The organism is Bradyrhizobium sp. Ken01, from assembly GCF_055807355.1.
Map to the genome: position 1 here is coordinate 234070 of NZ_JBVVPC010000005.1, position 23735 is coordinate 257804.

Annotated in this window: 19 protein-coding genes; 9 read left to right on the top strand and 10 right to left on the bottom strand. The window is 63.6% G+C overall.

The genetic code is table 11. From position 1 onward, the window contains the following. Positions 1-109: 109 nt before the first annotated feature. Genes AC0L3S_RS08185 through AC0L3S_RS08195 form a run of 3 tightly spaced genes read left to right on the top strand, consistent with a single transcriptional unit; the run spans position 110 to position 3367 of the window. Positions 110-1162, top strand: coding sequence for an Ldh family oxidoreductase (locus AC0L3S_RS08185; protein WP_473278673.1), 1053 nt, complete (start codon positions 110-112; stop codon positions 1160-1162). A 36-nt stretch (positions 1163-1198) separates the two neighbouring features. Then, entirely contained in the window at positions 1199-2566 is a 1368-nt protein-coding gene (locus AC0L3S_RS08190; protein WP_473278675.1) for an LLM class flavin-dependent oxidoreductase, read from the top strand. 15 nt (positions 2567-2581) lie between these two features. After that, positions 2582-3367, top strand: a complete 786-nt coding sequence (locus AC0L3S_RS08195; RefSeq protein WP_473265712.1) for a fumarylacetoacetate hydrolase family protein — start codon at positions 2582-2584, stop codon at positions 3365-3367. Positions 3368-3476: 109 nt separating this feature from the next. Here AC0L3S_RS08195 and AC0L3S_RS08200 read toward each other — a convergent pair whose 3' ends face one another. Further along, the gene (locus AC0L3S_RS08200; RefSeq protein WP_473278677.1) at positions 3477-3932 is read right to left on the bottom strand and encodes an Lrp/AsnC family transcriptional regulator; all 456 of its coding nucleotides are present in this window, start codon (positions 3930-3932) and stop codon (positions 3477-3479) included. 153 nt (positions 3933-4085) lie between these two features. Between AC0L3S_RS08200 and AC0L3S_RS08205 the strand changes: the two genes are divergently transcribed. Beyond that, the gene (locus AC0L3S_RS08205) at positions 4086-7535 is read left to right on the top strand and encodes an indolepyruvate ferredoxin oxidoreductase family protein (protein ID WP_473278678.1); all 3450 of its coding nucleotides are present in this window, start codon (positions 4086-4088) and stop codon (positions 7533-7535) included. 75 nt (positions 7536-7610) lie between these two features. Continuing rightward, on the top strand, positions 7611-9035 hold the full coding sequence (gene iaaH / locus AC0L3S_RS08210; RefSeq protein ID WP_473278679.1) for an indoleacetamide hydrolase: 1425 nt from the start codon (positions 7611-7613) through the stop codon (positions 9033-9035). Here iaaH and AC0L3S_RS08215 read toward each other — a convergent pair. After that, the gene (locus AC0L3S_RS08215) at positions 9030-9941 is read right to left on the bottom strand and encodes a LysR family transcriptional regulator (RefSeq protein ID WP_007615059.1); all 912 of its coding nucleotides are present in this window, start codon (positions 9939-9941) and stop codon (positions 9030-9032) included. The genes iaaH and AC0L3S_RS08215 overlap by 6 nt on opposite strands. 276 nt (positions 9942-10217) lie before the next feature. Here AC0L3S_RS08215 and AC0L3S_RS08220 point away from each other — a divergent pair, with 276 nt between their 5' ends. The 3 genes from AC0L3S_RS08220 (at position 10218) to AC0L3S_RS08230 (ending at position 13626) form a co-directional block, all read left to right on the top strand. After that, on the top strand, positions 10218-11399 hold the full coding sequence (locus AC0L3S_RS08220; RefSeq protein ID WP_473278680.1) for an HlyD family secretion protein: 1182 nt from the start codon (positions 10218-10220) through the stop codon (positions 11397-11399). A 116-nt stretch (positions 11400-11515) separates the two neighbouring features. Then, positions 11516-13135: an MDR family MFS transporter gene (locus AC0L3S_RS08225; RefSeq protein WP_473278681.1), complete on the top strand. Its 1620-nt coding sequence runs from the start codon at positions 11516-11518 to the stop codon at positions 13133-13135. 29 nt (positions 13136-13164) lie between these two features. Continuing rightward, positions 13165-13626, top strand: coding sequence for a carboxymuconolactone decarboxylase family protein (locus AC0L3S_RS08230; RefSeq protein WP_007615070.1), 462 nt, complete (start codon positions 13165-13167; stop codon positions 13624-13626). Positions 13627-13783: 157 nt separating this feature from the next. On the opposite strand, the gene AC0L3S_RS08235 is transcribed toward AC0L3S_RS08230, so the two are convergent. The 6 genes from AC0L3S_RS08235 to AC0L3S_RS08260 all read right to left on the bottom strand — a co-directional run bounded on the left by AC0L3S_RS08235 (position 13784) and on the right by AC0L3S_RS08260 (position 19536). Then, positions 13784-14644, bottom strand: a complete 861-nt coding sequence (locus tag AC0L3S_RS08235; RefSeq protein WP_473278682.1) for a D-amino-acid transaminase — start codon at positions 14642-14644, stop codon at positions 13784-13786. 187 nt (positions 14645-14831) lie between these two features. Further along, complete coding sequence (locus AC0L3S_RS08240) at positions 14832-15563, bottom strand: amino acid ABC transporter ATP-binding protein (RefSeq protein WP_473278683.1); 732 nt, start codon at positions 15561-15563, stop codon at positions 14832-14834. Between the two features lie 8 nt (positions 15564-15571). Next, positions 15572-16264: an amino acid ABC transporter permease gene (locus AC0L3S_RS08245; RefSeq protein WP_007597029.1), complete on the bottom strand. Its 693-nt coding sequence runs from the start codon at positions 16262-16264 to the stop codon at positions 15572-15574. A 4-nt stretch (positions 16265-16268) separates the two neighbouring features. After that, on the bottom strand, positions 16269-17000 hold the full coding sequence (locus AC0L3S_RS08250; RefSeq protein WP_473278684.1) for an amino acid ABC transporter permease: 732 nt from the start codon (positions 16998-17000) through the stop codon (positions 16269-16271). Between the two features lie 115 nt (positions 17001-17115). After that, the gene (locus tag AC0L3S_RS08255; RefSeq protein WP_473278685.1) at positions 17116-18027 is read right to left on the bottom strand and encodes an amino acid ABC transporter substrate-binding protein; all 912 of its coding nucleotides are present in this window, start codon (positions 18025-18027) and stop codon (positions 17116-17118) included. Positions 18028-18126: 99 nt separating this feature from the next. Next, positions 18127-19536: a M20 family metallopeptidase gene (locus tag AC0L3S_RS08260; RefSeq protein ID WP_473278686.1), complete on the bottom strand. Its 1410-nt coding sequence runs from the start codon at positions 19534-19536 to the stop codon at positions 18127-18129. 241 nt (positions 19537-19777) lie between these two features. Between AC0L3S_RS08260 and AC0L3S_RS08265 the strand changes: the two genes are divergently transcribed. Next, positions 19778-21157 (top strand): LLM class flavin-dependent oxidoreductase, encoded by a 1380-nt coding sequence (locus AC0L3S_RS08265; protein ID WP_473278688.1) that lies wholly within the window; start codon positions 19778-19780, stop codon positions 21155-21157. 162 nt (positions 21158-21319) lie between these two features. Here AC0L3S_RS08265 and AC0L3S_RS08270 read toward each other — a convergent pair whose 3' ends face one another. After that, positions 21320-22981, bottom strand: a complete 1662-nt coding sequence (locus AC0L3S_RS08270) for a thiamine pyrophosphate-binding protein (protein WP_473278689.1) — start codon at positions 22979-22981, stop codon at positions 21320-21322. 108 nt (positions 22982-23089) lie between these two features. Further along, positions 23090-23593, bottom strand: a complete 504-nt coding sequence (locus AC0L3S_RS08275; RefSeq protein WP_473278690.1) for a GFA family protein — start codon at positions 23591-23593, stop codon at positions 23090-23092. Positions 23594-23735: the final 142 nt, after the last annotated feature.

The following is a 23735-nucleotide window of genomic DNA, read 5'->3' on the forward strand; positions in this document are numbered from 1 at the left end:
GAATTTGCAGCCCTGTATTGGTTTACCGGAGATTGATATCGCAACTGTGCTTTGAGACGATGGCTTCCAACAAGCACAGCCCGCCAAGGGCGAGACCTGAGGAAACGCCATGCCGATCGTCCAGGCCGACCGCCTCACGCGCATCAGCGCCGCGCTGCTTCGGGCTGCCGGGGCTTCCGAGGAAGAGGCCGACGCGGTCGCACACGGCTGCGTCAACGCCAATCTCGCCGGCCACGATTCCCACGGCGTCATCGCCGTTCCCACCTATATCGACAGGATCAAGGCCGGCCACATCGTGCCCGGCGCCAAATGGAGCATCGTCCGGGAATCACCGACGACGACCGTGATCGACGGCCGGTGGGGTTTCGGCTTCCACGTCAACGCCAAGGCGATGGCGTTGACGATCGAGAAAGCGAAGACGGCGAATGTCGCGGCCTGCACCGTGTTCCGGCAGAGCCATGTCGGCCGCCTCGCCGCCTATCCGCTGATGGCAATGCGCGAAGGCATGATCGGGATCGCGACGGCGGATTCCGGCCGCTCGCCGAAGCACGTGGCGCCGTTCGGCGGCAAGGAGGCACGGCTCGGCACCAATCCGATCTCGATCGCGGTGCCATCCGACCTCGATGCGCCGTTCTATCTGGACATGGCGACCTCGGCGGTCGCGGCCGGCAAGATCCAGCTCGCTGTCGCCCGGGGCGAGGAGATTCCAAGGGGATGGATCATTGATGCCGAAGGACGACATACCACCGATCCGACCCAATACCGCAAGGGCGGCGCGCTGCTGCCGCTCGGCGGAACCGAGGGCTACAAGGGCAGCGGCCTCGCCGCCATGGTCGAGGTCCTGTGCGGCCTGCTCACCGGTCTCGGTTTCGGCGTCGAGCCCACGGGCCGGCATAATGACGGCTGCTTTATGGCCGTGTTCAACGTCGCCGCGTTTCGCCCGCTGCAGGAGTTCAAGCGCGAGGTCGCCGAGTTCGCACGCTATCTCAAATCGACCCCGCCCTCCGAAGGCAGCAAGGGCGTGTTCTATCCCGGTGAGATCGAGGGCGTGCGCGAGCAGCAGCGCCTGCGCGAGGGCATCGAGATCGAGGATGCGACCTGGGAAAAGCTGCGCGCGCTGGCGCGCGAGTACAGGCTCGATACGGTCCTCGACCTGGCCTGACGGATTTCGGCCTGACGCAATTCGGAGAACAGCAGCATGACGCGGCAGATGATACTGGTCGGCTTCCTTCAGGCCCAGAACTGCACGAATTTACCGATCTCGTGGCGACATCCGGACTCGCGCGACGATTCGATGTCGGCAGACTATTATCAGGAGATCGCAAAAATCCTCGAAGCCGGCAAGTTCCACATGGCCTTCTTCGACGACCGGCTGGCGATGCCGGACCGCTACGGCAACGATCACGCCCACACGGTCGAATACGGCATCCGTTGCGTGAAGATGGACCCGCTGATCGTGCTGACGACGATGGGCATGGTGACGGAGAAGCTCGGGTTGGGGGCGACCGGCTCGACGACTTATTTCGAACCCTTCGACATCGCCCGCCGCTTCGCAACGCTCGACCTGATGTCGGGCGGTCGTGCCGGCTGGAACGTCGTCACCTCGCTCAATGACGGCGAGGCACACAACATGGGGCGGGACTCTCATCCCGAACATGATTCCCGCTACGACCGCGCCGACGAATTCATGGAGATCGTGCTCGGCCACTGGGATACCTGGGAAGACGGCGCGCTCATCATGGACAAAAAGAGCGGCCGCTTCGCCGATCCAGCCAAGGTGAAGCGGCTCGATCACAAGGGCCCGTTCTACAAGTCGCGCGGTCCCTTCACGGTGCCGCGCTCCGACCAGGGTCACCCCGTGATCATCCAGGCCGGCGCGTCCGGCCGCGGCCAGCGCTTTGCAGGACGATGGGGTGAGGTGATCTTCACCGCTGCCCGCAACCTCGCCGCCGCCAAGGACGGCTATGCGTCCGTGCGTAACGAGGCCGCGAAAGCCGGCCGCGATCCGGAGGCGATGTTCCTGTGCAACCTGACGACACCAGTCTGCGCCGCGACCCAAGCCGAGGCCGAAGACAAGATGGCGCTGATCAACAAGCTCCCGCTGCAGATCGACGCGCTGTCGCTGCTGGCCGAAGCGCTCAACTACGACTTCGCCTCCAAGGATCTCGACGAGCCGCTGACGACTGAAGAGCTAAAGAGCATGCAGGGCATTTTGGGCATCCGCGACGGCGTGCTCAAGAACTCCGGCAAGAGCAATCCGAGCGCGCGCGACTTCGTCACCTTCTCCGGCCGCGGTCAGGTCCAGGATGCCATGGTCGGCGGCCCCAAGGAGATCGCGGACAAGCTCGAAGAAATGTTCGTCGAGCGCGGCTGCGACGGGTTCGTCATCGCCGCGACCTATGTGCCCGGCTCCTATGCTGATTTCGTGCAGCATGTCGTGCCGGAATTGCAGCGGCGCGGACTGTTCCAGAAGGAGTATCGCGGCAAGACGCTGCGGGAAAATCTCGGGCTGAAGCGGCCGGCTGCCGGCGACTGGAAAGTGCAGCCGCGCGATGCCGCAGAATAACAACGGAGACACGGCATGCGCTGGCTGAAATTCACCGCCGCGGACAAGACGTCCTGGGGAATCGTCGAGGGTGACCGGGTGATTGCGGTCGACGGCGATCCCTTCGGCGAATGGCAGCGGACCTCGCGCACGCATCCGCTGTCGCAGGTTAGAATCGAGCTTCCGCTGATTCCGCGCACCTTCTACTGCGTCGGCCTGAACTATCTCAAGCACCTGAAGGAGGCCGCCGACAAACGCGGCGAAGTGCCGGCAGTGCCGGACAGACCAGAGATCGGCTATCGCGCCCAGAATGCGCTGATCGCACATGACGAGGAGGTCATGATCCCGTCCTTCGCGACGGACAAGATCCACTACGAAGGCGAGCTCGTCGTCGTCATCGGCAAGAAGGTCAGGCACCTGACCAAACAGAATGCGATGGATTGCGTGTTCGGCTACACCATCGGCAACGACGTCAGCGAGCGCAGCTGGCAGAAGGCCGACCGCAGCCTGTGGCGCTCGAAGAACGCCGACACGTTCAAGCCGATGGGCCCGTGGATCGAGACCGAAGCCGACCTCGACAGGATGGAAACGATCGTCCAGGTCAACGGCAAGGAAACCAACCGATTCCGCACCAACGACATGATCTTCGGCGTGATGCCGTTCCTGGTCGAGCTGTCCAAATACTTTACGTTATGGCCCGGCGACGTGATCTGGATGGGAACGGATGGTGCCTCGCCTGACATCAAGCACGGCGATGTCGTGGAGATCGACATCACCGGCATCGGCACGCTGCGGAACAGGTTCGTGCGGGAGGAGCGGTGATCCTCATCCTGAGGAGCTTGCGAAGCAAGCGTCTCGAAGGATGGAGGCCCGGTTGTGGCCTCGCCCTTCGAGGCTCAGGGTGAGGAGACAGATTGCATATGCCGCAAGCTCAAAACGGCAGCGCCACGCTGGTCTTGATCTCCTTCAGCACCACATTGCTTCTCACATAGCGAATGCCGGGAATGCGGAACATGAAATCCTCGAGGAATCTGTTGTAGGCCGCCATGTCCTGCACGACGACGCGCAAATGGTAATCGGCATCGCCCGTGGTCGCAAAGCACTCCAGCACCTCACGGCGCGTGGTTACCCGCGCGACGAATTCGTCGACGAATTTTGCGTCGTGCCGTTCCAGCGAGACGTGGAGGATCGCGGACATCGCAAAGCCGACCTGCTCGCGCGCGACCAGGGCCGCGTAGCCCTGGATGGCACCGCTCTCCTCCAGCGCGCGCACCCGGCGCCAGCACGCCGACGTTGACATGCCGACCGCGTCGGCGAGCTGTTGGTTAGTGGCGCGGCCATCCTTTTGAAGGTAGGCGAGAATCCGCGCGTCCTGGTCTTCGATCATGGTAGCCACTAAAATGGATTATTCCACCTCCGTTTAGACTAGATCGGATAATTCTACCATAAAAAGCGTGTCATTCGGAAAAATAGGTAAGACCTACCAATTGCCCAGGCTTACCCTTCTCCCATCCGGCAAGGATGCCGTGGGGAGGTCCGCATGGACGCCATTCCGTCTCTCGAACCTTACGAGCTTTCCGACCGCTACGATCGCGAAGAAGGCCGCGTCTTCCTCACCGGCACGCAGGCCATCGTCCGCATCGCGCTCGACCAGGTGCGGCGCGACCGTGCCGCGGGGCTGAACACGGCGGGCTTCATCTCGGGCTATCGCGGCTCGCCGCTCGGCGGCATCGACCTCGAACTGTGGCGCATCCAGGAGCGACTGAAGCGGGACCGCATCGAATTCCTCCCCGCAGTGAACGAAGATCTTGCCGCGACTGCGGTGCTCGGCTCACAACAGGTCGAGACGCAAGCCGACCGCGAGGTCGATGGCGTGTTCGGTCTCTGGTACGGCAAGGGCCCCGGCGTCGATCGCTCCGGCGATGCGCTGAAACACGGCAACGCCTACGGCTCCTCGCCGCATGGCGGCGTTTTGGTGGTCGCTGGCGACGACCATGGCTGCGTCTCGTCCTCGATGCCGCACCAGTCCGACGTCGCTTTCATGAGCTGGTTCATGCCGACGCTCCACCCCGCAAGCGTCAGCGAATATCTCGAGTTCGGAGAATATGGCTACGCGCTGAGCCGCTTCACCGGCATGTGGGTCGGCTTCAAGGCGATCTCGGAGATCGTGGAATCCGGCGCCTCCGTCGCGCTTCGCCCGCCGCGCGTCTTCCAGACGCCCGACTTCACGCCGCCACCCGGCGGCCTGCACTATCGCTGGCCCGATCTGCCCGGCCCGCAGATCGAGGAGCGGCTGGAGGCGAAGAAGCACGCGGTCTACGCCTTCGCGAAAGCCAATCCGATCGACCGTCACATCTACGACATTCCGGGCGCCACCTACGGCATCGTCACCACAGGCAAGGCGCATCTCGATCTGATGGAAGCGCTGCGGTTGATGGGTCTCGACGAAGCGGCCTGCCGCAGCATCGGCATCGACATCTACAAGGTTGGCATGGTCTGGCCGCTGGCACTGCATGATGCGATGGCATTCGTGAAGGGCAAGCGCGAGATCCTCGTGGTCGAGGAGAAGCGCGGCATCATCGAGAGCCAGTTCAAGGAATATTTTTACGATTATCCGGGCGAAAAGCCCGAGCGCATGGTCGGCAAGCACGACGAAACCGGCGCGCGGCTGATCTCCTGGATCGGCGAATTGTCGCCGCGCGCGCTCGCTGGGGTGCTCGCACGCCGTCTCGATCCGATGTTCCCAAGCCTTAATCTCGCCGCGCGCGCAGCCGGCTTGATGCCTGAGGCCGCGCGCGCGATCAACGTCAGCGGTGCGACGCGCACGCCGTATTTCTGCTCCGGATGCCCGCACAACACATCGACAAAAGTGCCGGAGGGGTCGAAGGCGCTGGCCGGAATCGGCTGCCATTTTATGGCGAGCTGGATGGACCGCGAGACCTCATCGCTGATTCAGATGGGCGGCGAAGGCGTGAACTGGGCCGCCTCGTCACGCTTCACCGGCAACAAGCACGTCTTCCAGAATCTCGGCGAAGGCACCTATTATCATTCGGGCTCGATGGCGATCCGGCAGGCGATCGCGGCCAAAGCCAACATCACGTACAAGATCCTGTTCAACGATGCCGTGGCCATGACCGGCGGCCAACCCGTCGACGGCCCGATTAGCGTCCACGCTATCGCGCACAGCGTCCGCGCCGAGGGCGTTGCGCGCATCGCGTTGGTGTCGGACGATCCAGCGCAATTTTCGCCAGGCGATCTTCCGGTCGGCGTGTCCATCCATCCGCGCGAGGAGATGGACAGCGTGCAGCGCGAGCTGCGCGAAATCTCGGGCGTATCGGTGCTGATCTATCAACAAACCTGCGCGACAGAGAAACGGCGTCGCCGCAAGCGTGGACAGATGGCCGACCCCAAACGCTTCGCCTATATCAACGATCTCGTCTGCGAAGGCTGCGGCGACTGCTCGGTCGAATCCAACTGCCTCAGCGTCGAGCCCAAGGAAACACCCTTCGGCCGGAAGCGGCGGATCAATCTCTCGTCCTGCAACAAGGACTTTTCCTGCCTCAACGGGTTTTGCCCGAGCTTCGTCACCGTTGAGGACGCGACGCGCCGGAAGAAGGGCGCAAGCCGGACCGACGCGGTCGGCCACGCGGCCACACTTCCCCTGCCCACTCTCGCAACGCTCGACCGTCCCTATGATCTGCTCGTCACGGGCGTCGGCGGCACCGGCGTGATCACGGTCGGCGCGCTGATCGGCATGGCGGCGCATCTCGAACGAAACGGTGTCTCGGTGCTGGATTTTACCGGCTTTGCGCAGAAATTCGGGCCGGTGCTGAGCTACATCCGGTTGGCGCCATCCCCCGACGCATTGCATCAGGTCCGGGTCGACCAGGGCGCGGCCGATGCGCTGATCGGCTGCGACCTCGTCGTCAGCTCCTCGCCGAAGGCGTCCGGCACCTATCGGAAAGGCACGCGCGCCGCGGTCAACACCGCAGAGATGCCGACCGGCGACGTCGTCCGCTTCCGTGACGCCGATCTCGCCTCACCCGCCCGCCTGCGCGCGATCGGCCAGGTGATCGGCGACGGCAATCTCGACACCATCAACGCCAATGCGCTGGCCGAGCGCCTGCTCGGCGATGCCGTCTATGCCAACATCGTCATGCTGGGCTTTGCCTGGCAGCACGGGCTGCTGCCGGTCTCGCTGTCGGCGCTGTTGCGCGCGATCGAGCTCAACGGTGTCGCGGTTGGCAGCAACAAGCAGGCTTTTGCCTGGGGCCGGATTGCGGCCGCCGATCCCGACTTCTTGCCGAAGGTGGACGGAGCGCCGAAGGCCGAGACCCTCGACCAGCTGATCGACCGCCGCGCCGACTTCCTCACGGCCTATCAGAACGATGCCTATGCAGCGCGCTATCGAGCGCTCGTTGCAAATGTTCGCAATGCCGAAGCCAAACTGAATAGCGAGGCGTTGACCGAGGCGGTCGCGCGCGCGCTGTTCAAGCTGATGGCTTACAAGGACGAGTACGAGGTGGCGCGGCTGCACATGCAGGGTGGGTTCCTCGACGAGTTGAAAGACGAATTCGAAGGCGACTTCAGCATCCAATATCACCTTGCCCCTCCGTTCCTGCCGTCGAAGCGCGACGCCCGCGGCCGTCCGCGCAAACGCAGCTTCGGGCAATGGATCCAGATGCCGCTTGCGCTGCTGGCGCGATTGAAGGGATTGCGCGGGACGCCGTTCGATCCGTTCGGCTACACGGCGGAACGGCGCGCCGAGCGGGAACTGATCACCTGGTATGATGGCCTCGTCGAGCGGCTGCTCCGGAGGCTCGACGCGGCGCATCTGCCAAGTCTGGTCGCCATTGCAAAAGCGCCGATGGATATCCGGGGCTACGGGCCGGTCAAGGACGCCGCGATCGGGAAGGTGAAGGCGGAGGTCGAACGGCTGTTCGCCGAGCTCGATGCGCCATCAACTGCAAAGATGCGCGCCTACGGTTGACGGGGCGCCGACGAGGCCTCAGCCTCTGGAGCCGAGGCGCGCCCTGATGGCGCTCCTGCAACCGGGTGACGCCTCATGGATTTCGACCAGTTGACCCTGACCCAGGCTGTGGCCGACCTCCGCGCCGGAAAAATCACGAGCACCGCGCTCACGACGGAAGCTCTCGCTCGCGCCGAGGCCAATGCCGATCTGAATGCCTTCATCGCCCTGGACGAGGCCGGTGCCCTGAAGGCTGCGGCCGCATTCGACGCGGCCGACAACAAGGACAAGCTGCTCGGCGGCGTTCCTATCGTGATCAAGGACAATATTGAGGTCGCGGGGCTCCCCTGCAGCGCAGGAACGCCAGCGCTGCAGCATTACGTTCCGAAGGCGGACGCGCCGGTGGTCGCAAAGCTGCGCGCGGCGGGCGCGGTCATCATCGGCAAGACCAGCATGCACGAGCTCGCCTTCGGCATCTCCGGCTACAACACCGCGTTCAAGACCGGCGCGGAATTCGGCGTGCGCAACGCCTATGACCGCGCCTTGATCGCGGGCGGCTCCTCCTCCGGAACGGGCGCGGCGATTGGCGCGCGGATCGTCGCGGGCGGGCTCGGCACCGACACTGGCGGATCGGTCAGGGTCCCCGCCGCACTGAACGGATGCGCGTCGCTGCGCCCGACGGCCGGACGCTATCCGCAAGCCGGCATCGCGCCGATCTCGCACACCCGCGACACCGCGGGGCCCATGGCAGCGACCATGGCGGATGTCGAGCTGCTCGACCGCGTCATTGCGGGTGCCGAAGCCGTTCAGGCAGCCGATCTGAAGCACATGCGGATTGGCATCGTGCGGTCGATGCTGATCAATCTCGATACCGACACCGAGACCGCCTTCCAGGCGGCGGTCGCGAAACTGAAGGCGCAGGGCGTCACGGAGGTCGAGATCGAAATGCCGCAATTGGCCGAACTCAACGGCCAGGTCGGCTTTCCCGTCGCGCTGTACGAGGCCTATGACGACATGGTGGCCTATCTCGCTCACACCGGCACCGGCATCACCATCGACGCACTGGCGCGGGAGATCGCTAGCCCCGACGTCAAGGGCACCTATGACGGCCTCGTGATCCCGCGCAAGCTGCCTGGTCCAGACAATACGCTGGTCGATGCCGAGCCGATCTATGACGCTGCCATCAGGTCCGCGCGTCCGGCCCTGCAGGCGCTCTACAGCAGGACTTTCGCCGACAACCGGCTCGATGCCATCGCCTTCCCGACCACGCCGCGCGTCGCGATTGCCTCCAATCCCGATTCCAGCAGCCTGGAGAATTTCGGCCTGTTCATCCAGAACACCGATCCCGGCAGCAATGCCGGCATTCCCGGCATCCAGATTCCGATCACGCTCGGCGCCACCAGCAAACTGCCTGTCGGCCTCGAGCTGGACGGCCCGGCCGGAAGCGATCGCCGGCTGCTTGCGATCGGCTTGGCGCTCGACGCCGTGTTCGGGCGATTGCCGCCGCCGCGCCCGTCATGAATACGGATTGATCAGCTTCTGCTGTTCGGCGCTGTACTCCACCAGCATGTCGATGAAGGTCCTGACCTTGGCCGACAGATGATGGCGGTGTGGATAGACGGCGTTCATCGACATCTCGACTGGACGATATTCGGGCAAGAGGCGCACCAGCCGACCAGCCTCGAGATCGTTGCGGATCAGAAATCCGGCCATCAGGCAGACGGCAGCGCCTTCCAGCGCCACCTTTCGCAAGGCCTCACCGCTGTTGGTGATGAAGCTACCGGAGATGCGCACCGATGCCGGTGCGCCCTTGCGATCGAAGAAGCGCCAATCGTCACCGAACGGATAATTCAAATGGCGCCCGCAATTGTGCGTGGTGAGCTCACCGAGCTTCTGCACGCGACCGTGCTTGTCGAGATAGTCGTGCGAGCAGCACAGCACGTGACGCCAGGTGGCAAGGCTGCGGACGATCAGGCTCGAATCCGGTGGCGAGGTCATGCGCAAAGCGACGTCATAGCCTTCTTCGATGAGGTCAATGTCGGCCTCGCCCATGCGCAGATCGATCTTGAGCTCCGGATAGGCCGACAGAAGTTTCGCCACCACCGGCGCGACGAATGGCACCATGTGCGTGGCGACGTGGATTCGTAGCGTGCCACGCGGCACCGACTGCAATTCGCTCGCGATATCGTCGGCCTGTTTGAGCTCGGCAAGTATCTGGACGCAGCGGTCGTAATAGGCCTTGCCGATGTCGGTGAGGCTGACCTTGCGCGTGGTGCGCTGAAGCAGCCTCACCCCGAGCCGGTCTTCCAGCGCCTGGACGTGATTACTCACCATGGTGGTCGACATGTTGAGCTTGCGGGCTGCTGCAGAGAAGCCGCCGGTCTCGACCACCCGGCTGAAGACTTCGAGACTGGTCAATCGGTCCATGCTGGATGATTATCCGCTCTTGATCGACAATCGCAAGGAATTCTGTCCGATTATCCGTCAGGCCATCTCCTGCGCGACATAGCGGACGCGTTAGCCGCAATCCCTCAACAGAAGCGGCAATCACTCTGGGGCAGTCGAACCTCCGGCTCCGTAGACCTTACGCGAAGGCGAGATGGCCGGACTATCCACTCTCAGCGGATAATCCTTCCGGCATTTCGCCGATTATCGATCGAGCGAAGAAGACCGATAGTCTCAGCCAGCCGATAGGAGACTGCCATGTCCGAGATGCCCCGCACCGAAAACTTCCAGCAAGCGACTGAGATAACTCAAGCTTCCCTCACGGCGCCGGTGCGTGGTCCGGCCCGGAATATGGTCCGGCGGGCGGCGTTGGCGCTGGCGTTCCTCGCGGGCACGGTAGCGATTGTCCACTATGGACACGTCTACTGGGTCAACGGCCGCTATCTTGAGACAACCGACGACGCCTATGTGAAGGCCGATTCCACGATCATCGCGCCAAAAGTCTCGGGCTACATCGCCAAGGTGCTGGTCAGCGACAACGAAAAGGTCAAAGCGGGCCAGGTGCTGGCGAAGATCGACGACCGCGACTTCAAGGCGGCGCTCGACCAGGCCCGCGCGGATGTCGCTGCGGCGGAAGCGTCGGTACGCAACCTCGACGCCCAGCTCGAACTCCAGCAGCCGATCATCGAGCAGAGCACAGCCGACGTCGCTGCTGCCGACGCGAATCTGAAATTTGCGCAGGAGGAGCGCGCCCGCTACGACGATTTGATGAAGTCGGGCTCCGGCACGATTCAGCGCGCACAACAGACTGACGCTGCGTTGCGCGCCAGCAATGCACAGCTGCAACATGCCAGATCGGGCCTCGTGGCCGCGCAACGCAAGGTCGACGTGCTCACCACCCAGCGCGCGCAGGCTACGGCCCAACTCGAACACGCGCGCGCGGTCGCGGAGCAGGCGACGCTGAATCTCTCCTACACCGAGATTACCGCGCCGGTCGACGGCACGGTCGGCGCCCGCTCATTGCGCGTGGGACAGTTCGTGCAGGCCGGCACGCAATTGATGGCCGTGGTGCCGCTCGATGCGGTCTATGTCGTGGCAAATTTCAAGGAGACGCAACTCACCCATGTCCGCTCCGGCCAGCCGGTCGAGCTGCACGTCGACAGCTTCCGCAACCAGACCCTGCGCGGCCATGTCGACAGCCTGTCGCCGGCGAGCGGCCTTGAATTCGCACTGCTGCCGCCCGACAACGCCACCGGCAATTTCACCAAGATCGTGCAACGGGTACCGGTGAAGATCGTGCTCGACGACCACAGCCTGACCGGCCTGCTGCGCCCCGGCATGTCCGCGGTGCCGACCGTCGACACCAAACAGGCCGTCATGGCCGAGCGCGAGACGGCAAAGCATCTCGCCGACAACGCGGCCCGTCCGAACGGCGGTTGAAGCCGGAAAGGTCCGGCAGGACTATCAAGCCCTGCCGGATGATCCTTCCCAAACTTCGTCGATTATCGAAACCAACTGCCTGATCCATGCTGTCTCCGTAACGAGACGAGGCTTCCATGAGCACGCTCCAAACGACCGTCAACGCCGCCTCCGCCGCCAATATCCCCGCTTCAGTCGCGGCCACCATAACGCCTGCCGTGTCGACCAAGACCTGGATTGCCGTGATCGGCGCGACGCTCGGCGCCTTCATGGCGGTGCTGAACATCCAGATCGTCAATGCGTCGCTCGCCGATATTCAGGGCGCGATCGGCGCTGGCATCGATGACGGCGGCTGGATCTCGACCTCCTATCTGATCGCGGAGATCGTGGTGATCCCGCTCTCGGGCTGGCTGGCGCAGGTGTTCTCGATCCGCATCTATCTCCTCACCAACGCGGTCCTGTTCCTGGTCCTGTCGGCCGCCTGTGCGCTGGCGCAGGACCTGCCGCAGATGATCGTGCTGCGGGCGGTGCAAGGCTTTAGCGGCGGCGTGCTGATTCCGATGGCGTTCACGCTCATCATCACATTGCTGCCGCGCGGAAAGCAGCCGGTCGGCCTTGCGCTGTTCGCGCTGTCGGCGACGTTCGCGCCCGCGATCGGCCCGACCATCGGCGGCTATCTCACCGAGAATTTTGGCTGGCAGTACATCTTCTACGTCAACGTCGTCCCCGGCACGATCATGGTCGGCATGCTCTGGTACGCGCTGGACGCAAAGCCCATGAAGCTGTCGTTGCTGCGCGACGGCGACTGGGCCGGCATCATCACCATGGCGATCGGACTGTCGGCGCTGCAGACCGTGCTCGAGGAAGGCAACAAGGACGACTGGTTCGGCTCGCCCTTCATCGTCAAGCTGTCCGTCATCGCGGCCGTGGCGCTAAGCGCCTTCCTGATCATCGAGCTCACGGTGAAGAAGCCGCTCCTCAACCTGCGTCTGCTGGTCCGCCGCAATTTCGGCTTCGGCATGCTCGCGAATTTCCTGCTGGGAATCGCGCTCTACGGCTCGGTGTTCATCCTGCCGCAATATCTGGCCCGCATCCAGGGCTACAATGCCGAGCAGATCGGCATGGTGCTGGCATGGACCGGCCTGCCGCAGCTCGTGCTGATCCCGCTGGTGCCGCGCCTGATGCAGAAGCTCGATGCGCGGCTCATCATCGGCGTCGGCTTCGTCCTGTTCGCGGCCTCCAACTTCATGAACATCTACATGACGGGCAACTATGCTGCCGATCAATTGCTCTGGCCCAATGTGGTTCGTGCGATCGGCCAGGCGCTGGTGATGGCGCCGCTGTCTGCGGTGGCGACCTCAGGCATCGAACCGGAAAACGCGGGCTCGGCCTCCGGCCTGTTCAACATGATGCGCAATCTCGGCGGCGCCGTCGGCATCGCGCTGTTACAGACCCTGCTGACCAACCGCGAGCAGTATCATTCCAACGTGCTGATGCAGTCGGTCTCGCTGTTCGAGCAGGCGACGCGGACGCGGCTGGAACAGCTCACCCAATACTTCGTCAATCACGGCATTCTCGACCGTGCGGACGCATCGCATCGCGCCTATGTTGCGATCGGCCATATCGTGCAGAAGCAGGCCTATATCCTCGCCTTCAGCGACACCTTTTATCTGCTCGGCGTGGCACTGATCGTCGCGCTGATCGCCACCCTCTTCCTGAAGAAGGCCGGCCACGCCTCGGCCGGCGGCGCCCACTGACATCAACCCAGCAAGCAAGGAGAACGACCATGAAACCCCGCATGAATTTCTACCAGGCCGCACCCGATACGATGAAGGCACTGATGGCACTGGAAGAGCAGATCCAGTCGACCGGCCTGGAGAAATCGCTGATCGAGCTCGTCAAGATCCGCGCGTCGCAGATCAACGGCTGTGCCTTCTGCATCAACATGCACACCGAGGACGCCCGCAAGCGCGGCGAGACCGAGCAGCGCATCTATCTGCTCAATGCCTGGCGCGAATCGCCGCTCTACACGGACCGCGAGCGCGCCGCGCTGGCCTGGACGGAATCAGTGACGCTGATCTCCGAGACGCACGCGCCGGACGATGTCTACGAGCAGGTCCGCGCGCAATTCTCCGATGCGGAGACGGTGAACCTGACCATGCTGATCGGCGCCATCAATGCCTGGAACAGAATCGCGATCGCGTTCCGTGCGGTTCATCCGGTGAAGGTGAAGGCGTCGGTGGCGTGAGGTGCTGACGCATGAGGCCAAACCGCCTCAATACATTCGACTGTCATGCCCCGGCTTGACCGGGGCATCGAGTACGCCGCGGCCTGTCGAGTCCAGCACTTCCGTCACGGAGTACTGGATCGCCCGGTCAAGCCGGGCGATGACGGCGGTGGGTGGCTTAAACCGCCGTCGCCTTGGCGAACTCCACGTAGATCTCGCGCAGCCGCGCGGCAAGCGGGCCGGGCTTGCCGTCGCCGACCTTCTTGCCGTCGATCGCAACCACCGGCTGGACGAACAGCGACGCCGAGGTGGCAAAGGCTTCCTTGGCGGCGAGCGCCTCGGCGACCGTGAAGGAACGCTCCTCGATACGGAGCTGACGCTCTTCCGCCAGCGCCACCACCGCCTTGCGGGTGCAGCCCGGCAGGATCGCGTTGGAGTTCTTGCGGGTCACGATGACGTCGTCATGGGTCAGGATGAACGCCGAGGACGAACCGCCTTCGGTGACGTAGCCGTCTTCCAGCATCCAGGCCTCGCCCGCACCGGCTTCGGCCGCGGCCTGCTTTGCCAGCACTTGCGCGAGCAGTGCCACGCTCTTGATGTCACGCCGCTCCCAGCGGATGTCGGGCACGGTGATCACATTGATGCCGGTCTTGGCTGAGGCGGCGTTGATGATGTCCTTCTCCGACGTGAACATTACCAGGCTCGACTTGACGTCGCCCTTGGGGAAGGCGAAGTCGCGGCCCTTGTCGGCACCACGCGTGACCTGGAGATAGACGAGGCCGTTCTCGACCTTGTTGCGCGCGATCAGCTCCTTCTGGAGCTCGGTGATGCGTTCGACCGTCTCGGGCAGCTTCAGCTGGATCTCGCCGACCGAGCGCTCCAGCCGGCTCAGATGCGAGGCATTGTCGATCAGCTTGCCGTCGAGCACGGCCGAGACCTCGTAGATGCCGTCGGCAAACAGGAAGCCGCGATCGAGCACCGAAATTTTGGCGTCCGAGAGCGGGACGAATGAGCCGTTGACATAGGCGATCGGATCCAAGGCAGGTCTCCTGAGGGCAAAGGGATTTGGCGCGCTTATATGCGAAATGGGGGCGGCGATCACCCCTCTATTCGTCATTCCGGGGCATTCGCGCAGCGAATGAGCCCGGAATCCATTTCCCCCCGTACAATGCCGCCCGATGGATTCCGGGCTCGCGACTACGTCGCGCCCCGGAATGACGGCAGAGCTAGTGGGAGAGGATCTTCGACAAGAATTTCTGCGCGCGGTCGCTGCGGGGCTTGCCGAAGAAATCGTCCTTCGGGGCGTCCTCGACGATCTCGCCGCGATCCATGAAGATCACGCGGTTGGCAACCTTGCGGGCAAAGCCCATCTCGTGGGTGACGACCATCATGGTCATGCCCTCATGGGCGAGGTCTACCATGACGTCGAGCACCTCGCTCACCATTTCGGGGTCGAGCGCCGAGGTCGGCTCGTCGAACAGCATGACAATGGGATCCATTGCGAGCGCGCGAGCGATCGCCACCCGCTGCTGCTGGCCACCGGACAGGTTCGCGGGATACTTTTGCGCCTGTTCCTTCAGGCCGACGCGCTCCAGCAGTTGCATGCCTTTCGCCACCGCCTTGTCGCGCGATCGGTCGAGCACCTTCTGCTGTGCGAGACAGAGATTATCGATGATCTTCAGATGCGGAAACAGCTCGAAGTGCTGAAACACCATGCCGACACGCGAGCGCAGCTTGGGCAGATTGGTCCTGGGATCGTTGACCTTGGTGCCATCGACGCTGATGTCGCCTTTCTGGAACGGCTCCAGGGCGTTGACGCATTTGATCAGCGTCGACTTGCCTGATCCCGACGGGCCGCAGACCACGACCACCTCGCCCTTGGAGACGCTGGTGGTGCAGTCGGTCAGCACCTGGAAGCTCGGGCTGTACCATTTGTCGACGTGGCTGATCTCGATCATGACAGACTCTACCGAATGATGGCGATGCGCGCCTGCAGGCGGCGAACGCCAAAGGACGCAACACAGGAAATGGTGAAGTAGACGATCGCTGCGAACAGATACATTTCGACCAGACGGCCGTCGCGCTGCGCGACCTTGCTCGCGGCACCGAGGAAATCGGTGATCGACAGAACGTAGACCAGGGAGGTGTCCTGGAACAGCACGATGGTCTGCGTGATCAGCACCGGCAGCATGTTGCGGAAGGCCTGCGGCAGCACCACGTAGCGCATGGTCTGGGCGTAGGTCAGGCCAAGCGCATTGGCGGCGGCCGGCTGGCCGCGCGAGATCGACTGGATGCCGGCACGCATGATCTCGGAGAAGTACGCGGCCTCGAACATGATGAAGGTGATGAGCGAGGATGCGAACGCGCCGACGCTGATCGGGCGCGACGCGCCGGTCACCCACTGCCCGATATAGGGCACCAGGAAGTAGAACCAGAAAATCACCAGCACCAGCGGCAGCGAGCGCATGAAGTCGACATAGACCCCAGCGATGCGGCCCAGGATCTTGAAGCCCGACAGCCGCATCAGAGCGATGGCCGTGCCGAAGATCAGGCCGCCGAGCGCCGCAAGCCCCGTGAGCATCAGCGTGAACGTCATGCCCTCGTAAAAAAGATAGGGCAGCGCGCGACGGATGACCTCGAAATCGAAATTGCTGAACATGGTGCTATTTCCCCGTGATGTAGCCGGGGATCGCGACGTAGCGCTCGAGGAAGCGCATTGCGGTCACGACGACGGCGTTGACGAGGAGATAGAGAAGGGTCGCGGCCGTGAAGGCCTCGAAAACCTGGAACGAGAATTCCTGCATGGAGCGCGCCTGTCCGGTCAACTCAAGCAAGCCGATGGTGATGGCCACAGCCGTGTTCTTGATGGTGTTGAGGAACTCGGACGTCAGCGGCGGCAGGATGATGCGGAATGCCATCGGCAGCAAAATATAGCGATAAGCCTGCAAGGTCGTCAGGCCGAGCGCGGTCGCCGCCATCTTCTGGCCGCGCGGGAGCGATCCGATGCCGGCCTGCAACTGCACGGCGACGCGCGCCGACATGAAGAATCCGATGCCGATCGCCGCCGTCCAGAACGGCGCATTAGGCAGCTGCTTCAGCCAGAGGCCGGCAGATTTCGGCAGCAGTTCCGGCAGCACGAAGAACCACAGGAAGAGCTGCACCAGCAGCGGCATGTTGCGGAAGAATTCAACATAGGCAAAGCCGAACCAGTACGCTCCCTTCGACGGAAGCGTGCGCATCACGCCGACGATCGAGCCCATGATCAGCGCGATGATCCAGGCGAGCGCACCCGTCTTGAGGGTCAGCATCAGGCCCGACAACAGCATGTCGAGATAGGTGCCGGTCCCCATCGGGTTCGGCTGGAAAAAGATTCCCCAGTTCCAGTTATAGTTCACGTGTCCCCCGCGCGAACGCGCCAGCCATCGATGTCCCAGCGGCTATGCAAATGTCCGGCCACCTTGGAGTCAAGATGGCCGGACACGATCCCGATCGAAAGATCGAGGTTATAGCTTACTTATAATCGTCCGGGTTCGGCGAGTCCGTCGGCTTGGCAAATTCGTTCTTCAGCTCGGCCGAGATCGGCGTGTTGAGATTCAGGCCCTTCGGCGGGATCTTCTGCGTGAACCACTTGTCGTAGATCTTCTGGCCTTCGCCGGAGGTGTAGAGCGCAGCGGTCGCCGCGTCGACAACCTTCTTGAAGGCCGCGTCGTCCTTGCGCATCATGATGCCGTAGGGCTCAGGCTTGGAGAACGCGTCCTTGGAGATGACGTAGTCATCGGGCGTCTTCGAGCCGGCAACGAGGCTCGCGAGCAGGATATCATCCATCACGAAGGCGACCGCACGGTCGGTTTCGACCATCAGGAAGGCCTCGGCATGATCCTTGGCCGGGATGATGTTTGCGCCGAGGCTTTTTGCGACATTGGCCTCGGTGAGCTGTTTGATGTTGGTGGTGCCGGCGGTGGAGACCACCGATTTTCCCTTTAGATCGTCAATCGCCTTGAGGCCGCTCGACTTCTTGAAGACGTAGCGGCTGGCGGTCAAATAATGGGTGTTGGTGAAAGCAACCTGTTTCTGGCGCTCGGCATTGTTGGTGGTCGAGCCGCATTCGAGGTCGATGGTGCCGTTCGCCATCAGCGGGATCCGGGTCGCCGAGGTTACCGGATTGAGCTTGACCTCGAGCTTGTCGAGCTTGAGCTCCTTCTTCACGGCATCGACGATCTTGTAGCAGATGTCCATCGCGTAGCCGATGGGCTTCTGGTTGTCGTCGAGATAGGAGAACGGGATCGAGGAGTCGCGGAAGCCGAGCGTAATGGCGCCGGTGTCCTTGATGTTCTTGAGCGTGCCGGTCAGCTCCTCGGCCCCGGCCTGGCTGACGGCGAAGGTCGCGGCGAGCGCGAGGCCGATGCTACGGAAATGTTTCACTTTTTGGTCCCCTTTCAGGATGATGCCGGCGGGATGCAAGCACAAATTGGGTTGGAATAGAATGTGACTTTTGGCTGGATCGCGGCTCCGATTAACGGCTCAGGCCGGCGGGCGCGTTAGCGGTCCTGTTAGCGCGCTTGGCAATTCCCCGAGATCCCAGAACAGCCCGGCCATCACCGTCAAGGCCTCTTCGGTCAATGGCAGCAGGATGTGCTCATTGGGCGCATGCTGGGAGCAGCCGGGATAGGAGTGCGGCACCCAGATCGTCGGCAGGCCCAATATCTCGGAGAACACGTCGTTCGGCAGCGAGCCGCCGAAATTGGGCAGCACCGCCGGGACCTTGCCGGTGGTCTGACGCACCGAATCCGCCGCCCATGCGATCCAGGGGCTGTCAAAATCCGTGCGCGAGGCGGCAAAGCTCTGCGCCGCCCGCACCTCGACCATCGGAAAGCCCTTCTGCGCCAGATGCGCGCGGATCGCCTCGATCAGCCCATCGATCCTGGTGCCGACCACGAAACGCAGTTGCAGCACGGCATTGGCGCGGCCGGGAATGGCGTTGGCCGGCTTCTCGATATTGCCCGACGACATCGCCAGCACTTCGAGTGTGTTCCAGGCATAGAGCCGCTCGGCCGCCGAAAGACCCTCCTCGCCCCAGTTCTCGGCCAACGCCGGCTCGTCCTCGGTGGGCACCACCTGCACGTCCGCAAGATAGCTGCGGATCTGGTTGGTGAGCCGGGGCGGCTTCAGCGCCTCCAGCTGAAGGCGGCCGCGGCCATCGACCAGCGTCGAGATCGCGTTGACCAGAATGGTCGCGGGGTTGGCGAGCACGCCGCCCCAATTGCCGGAGTGATGGCCGCCGTCGCGAAGGTTCACATCGAGATGAATGCGGATGCCGCCACGGCAGCCGAGGAACAGCGTCGGACGGTCGGCGGACAGGCGCGGCCCGTCGGAGGCCATGAACAGATCGGCCTTGAGCGCATCGCGATTGAGATCGCAGACCTTGCCAAGATCCGGCGAACCGATCTCCTCGCCCATCTCGATGATGAACTTGGCGTTGAAGCCGAGCATGCCGCCGCGGGCCTCGCGCACCGCACGGAGTGCGGCCATGTTGATGCTGTGCTGGCCCTTGTTGTCGGCAGTACCGCGACCGTAGAGACGCGTGCCCGAAACCGTGGTGCGCCAGGGATCGCGGCCGTCGCGCCACTCGCCTTCCATGCCGTCGACGACGTCGCCATGGCCGTAGATCAGAACAGTCGGCGCCGTCTCGCTCTCGCGGTGTTCGGCGAACAGGAACGGCGCCTTGCCGCTGGGAGATTCGATCATCCGGCTTTGGAAATCGAGCGCGGCGAAAGCGGGCACCATCTCCTGTTCCAGATAGGCGCGCAGCTCGACGCTCCGGTTCGGATTCTGGCTCTCGGTCCGGTAGGCGACGCGGCGGTCGAGTTCGGCGAGGAACGCGCCGGATTTGAAATCGTCACGGGCGCGGGCGATGGCATCGGCTCTGGTCATTATTTTCTTTTTTAGGTTGTGAGGCGAAGGAGCATACCTGATGCGGGCAGGCCTCCGAAAGTGGCGGGGACTTCGATAGTCTTGGGATTTCGTTCTTGCTCTCTTGAGATTGGCTTGCCAAGCGCGGCAGCGCCGCCGATTTTGGCCTTGCCAACGTCGCACTATATGCAAGAACTTCGCCAAGTTCGGGCGCAGCTCTATCATTCGAAGAGCGCCCGGTACAGGGCGCCGGGGGACCATCATGGCCAAGCAGATCAGGCTCAATGCATTTGCGATGAATTGCGTCGCGCACCAGTCACCGGGCTTGTGGACCCATCCGCGCGACCGCACTGCCGAATATAACCGCCTGCCCTACTGGATCGATCTTGCCAAAACGCTGGAGCGCGGCCGTTTCGACGGACTGTTCCTGGCCGACGTGCTCGGCGTCTATGACGTCTACGGCAACAGTCCTGACGCAGCCTTGCGCAATGCAGCCCAGTCGCCCTCTAACGATCCGCTGTTGCTGCTGTCGGCAATGGCGGCGGTGACGCAGAATCTCGGCTTCGGCGTCACCAGCAATCTCTCCTTCGAGCCGCCCTATCCGTTCGCGCGGCGGATGTCGACGCTCGATCATCTCACCGAGGGACGAATCGGCTGGAACGTCGTCACCGGCTATCTCGACAGCGCCGCGCGCGGCGCCGGCAAGGACAAGCAGATCGGGCACGACGACCGCTACGAGATCGCGGACGAATATATGGAGGTCGTCTACAAGCTCTGGGAAGGGAGTTGGGAGGACGACGCCGTGCTGCGCGACCGCACGCGCGGCATTTTCACCGATCCCTCAAAAGTTCATCGCGTCAACCACGAGGGCGCGAACTGGCGCATCAACAACACCATCCACCTGAGCGAGCCCTCGCCGCAGCGGACGCCCGTGCTGTACCAGGCCGGCACCTCGCCGCGCGGACGGAAGTTCGCGGCACAGCACGCCGAATGCGTGTTCATGTCGGGGCCGTCGGCCAGGGTGATCGCGCCGCGGGTGTCGGCGATCCGTCACGAGGCCGCCGCGTTCGGGCGCAATCCGGCGGAAATCCTGATGTTCTCGATGATGACGATCATCCTCGGGCGGACGGAGGCCGAGGCAAACGAAAAATACGCCGACTATCGCCGCCACATCAGCCCCGAGGGCGCGCTCGCGCTGATGTCGGGATGGACCGGAATCGACTTCTCCGGCTACGAGCTCGATCAGCAGGTGCGTCATGTCCAGAACGATGCCGGTCGCAGCGCACTCGATAACGTCACCCGTGCCGATCCCGATCGCGTCTGGACCGTGCGCGACGTCATCGAGCATGTTGGCGTCGGCGGCGCCGGTCCCGTCGTGGTCGGCACGCCGGAGATGGTCGCTGACAAGATCGAGGCGTGGTTCGAGGCGACCGATGTCGACGGCCTCAACGTCGCCTTCGCGATCTCACCCGGCGATTTCGAGGACATCGCCGATATGCTGGTCCCGGAGCTGACGCGCCGTGGGCGGTACAAGGCGGAGTACGCGCAGGGCACGCTGCGGGAGAAGCTGTTCGGTGACGGGCGTGCGCGACTAGGTGCGCCGCATCCGGCAGCGGGGTATCGGGTGGGGAGGAAGGGATAGCACCCCAAGGTACGCTGTCATGCCCCGGCTTGACCGGAGCATCCAGTACGCCGCGGCGTCTCGACTCAATCACCGCCGCCCTCTGGGATACTGGATCACCGCCTTCGCGGGTGATGACGACTGAAACGTGGCGGACACCAGCGGGGCGCAAGTGACGCTGCCCTACAACTTCCCGTCCACCATCACCTCGATTAGCTTGGTTCCGGGCCGGCCAAACGCCGACGCCAGCGTCGCCTTCAACTCGCGGGGATCGCTGACCTTGATCGCCTCGCACCCCAGCGCCTTCGCCACGCCTGCGAAATCCACCGGCGGATCGACAAAATCCATACCGACGTAATTGTCGTCGCCATGGAAGGCGAGCAGACGCTGCTTGATGATGCGATAGCCGCCATTGTTGGCAATGACCACGTTGAGCGGCAGCTTGTGATGCGCCGCTGTCCAGAGCGACTGGATCGAATACATTGCGCTGCCGTCGCCGGAGAAGCAGACCACGGGGCGATCGGGATTGGCGATACTGGCGCCGACGGAGGCCGGCAGGCCCCAGCCGATGCCGCCGGAGGCAAGGCCGTGATAGCCGAAGCGGTCGCGGTGTGCACGCAGCGCCGTGATCTGGCGGCTCGAGGTGAGGCCTTCGTCGACCAGGATGGCGTTGGCGGGCATGGACTCGACCATTTGCAGCACCAGCCAGTCCGGATCGATGGGGCTGCGGTCCGCGGCCTTGCCGATCTGCTCGACCAGCGCGGTACGCCTTGCGGTCCAGTTCTTCGGCGCGAGCTCGGCGAGACGTTGCTTCGCACGTTGCGCCAGGGCAGCACCGCCCATCTCCTTCAACGCCGGGATCAGCGCACGCAGCGTTTCCTTCAGATCCGCCTTCAGCGCGATCTCGGCACCGTAGTTCTTGGCGATCTCCCAATCGCCGAGGCCGATCTGCACGATGCCAAGCCCTTCCGGCAGCGCGTCGACCTCGCTGTAGACCGACATCCGCAGAGGATCGCCGCCAAGCGCGATCAAGAGGTCGTACGGCGCAAGCGTGTCGCGCGCGACTTTCTGGACACGTGCCAGCGTGCCGACGAAGCTCGGGCTCTCCGAAAGGAAGTGCGAGCCGTAGGGCGTCGACGATTGGTACGCGGCCGCACCGAGTAGTTCTGCGAGTTCGGCGGCCTCCATCAGCGCATCGCTCTTGACCACCTCGTCCATGGTGACGATCACGGGACGCTCGGCCCTCAGCAGCCGCGCGGCGAACGCCTTGAGTGTCTCATCCGACGGCCTTGTGCGGGCGTCGATGCGGGTGGAGCGGCCGAGATCGATCCCGGCCTCGCTGTTAAGGATGTCGCCGGGCAACGAAATGAACACGGGCCCGGTCGGCGGCGTGGTCGCGACTTTGGCGGCGCGGCGCACGATGCGCGGCAGATCCTCGAGGCGCGTCACCTCGACCGCCCATTTCACCAGCGGCTCCGCCATGCGCACCAGCGGGCCATAGAGCACCGGCTCCATCAGGCCGTGGCCTTGCTCCTGCTGGCCCGCGGTCAGGATCATCGGTGTGCCCGTGAACTGGGCATTGTAGAGCGAGCCCATCGCGTTGCCGAGGCCGGGCGCGACATGGACGTTGCAGGCCACGAGCTTTCCGGAGGCGCGGCTGTAGCCATCGGCAATTGCCACCACCAGGCTCTCCTGCATCGCCATCACATAGGTGAGATCAGGATGGTCCTTCAGCGCATGCATGATCGGCAGTTCGGTGGTGCCGGGATTGCCGAACAGATGCGTGATGCCCTCGTCCTTGAGCAGCGCGAGAAAGGCGGAACGGCCGGTGATCTTGTTCTTCATGTTTCCTCCAGGAGCGGACGTTGCCGCAAGGACGAAGGCATGATGGCCGAAGTTGCTGGACGCGCGCAAGGAAGTCCGCTCATGGCTGCGTTGCGTGGGCGCGCGCCGCTACATCTCTTCGCGGTCGAGCTCGAACGGATCCTCGCCGCCGACGCGCTTCTTCTTTTTCGAGCGCTGCCACACCACACCCGGAAAACCTTTCAGCGGCACCAGCGGCTCGCCGGTATAGGCCCATTCCTGCAGCTCCTCGATCGCGATGTGATAGAGCGGCTGACGGCCGGTGCGCTCGTTGAAGAGCGCGCGGGGGATGTTGACCATATGCGGCCCGCGCGGGCGCTCGTACGTAATCGGCGTGCCGCAATGCGCGCAGAAGCTGCGCGCGGTCTTCGTTGCCTTGTCCTCGTAGCGGGTCAGCGCCGTCTTGCCTGCGGTAATGCGAAACCGCTTCTTCCAGCTTCCGACATAGGTTGCATAGGCGGCGCCGTGGGAGCGACGGCTCGCGGCGGAGTGATCGTGCCAGGCCCAGCGTGCGGGGATGTCAATCTCGAAGGTAACCTTGCCGCAGAGGCATTGGCCGGTGGCTATACCTGCGGCGGCTGCGGCTTTGGCCATGGTGCTTCCCCCATCGCTTACAATGACGGAATTCGTGGTGTCCGTCGGGGCAACACAATAACTCCGTAGATGGGGTAACGGGTCGGCCTCCGCGGCCAAGCCGCGCTAGCTACGGCGCTATGTGATGCGCGCGTCGCGCGGC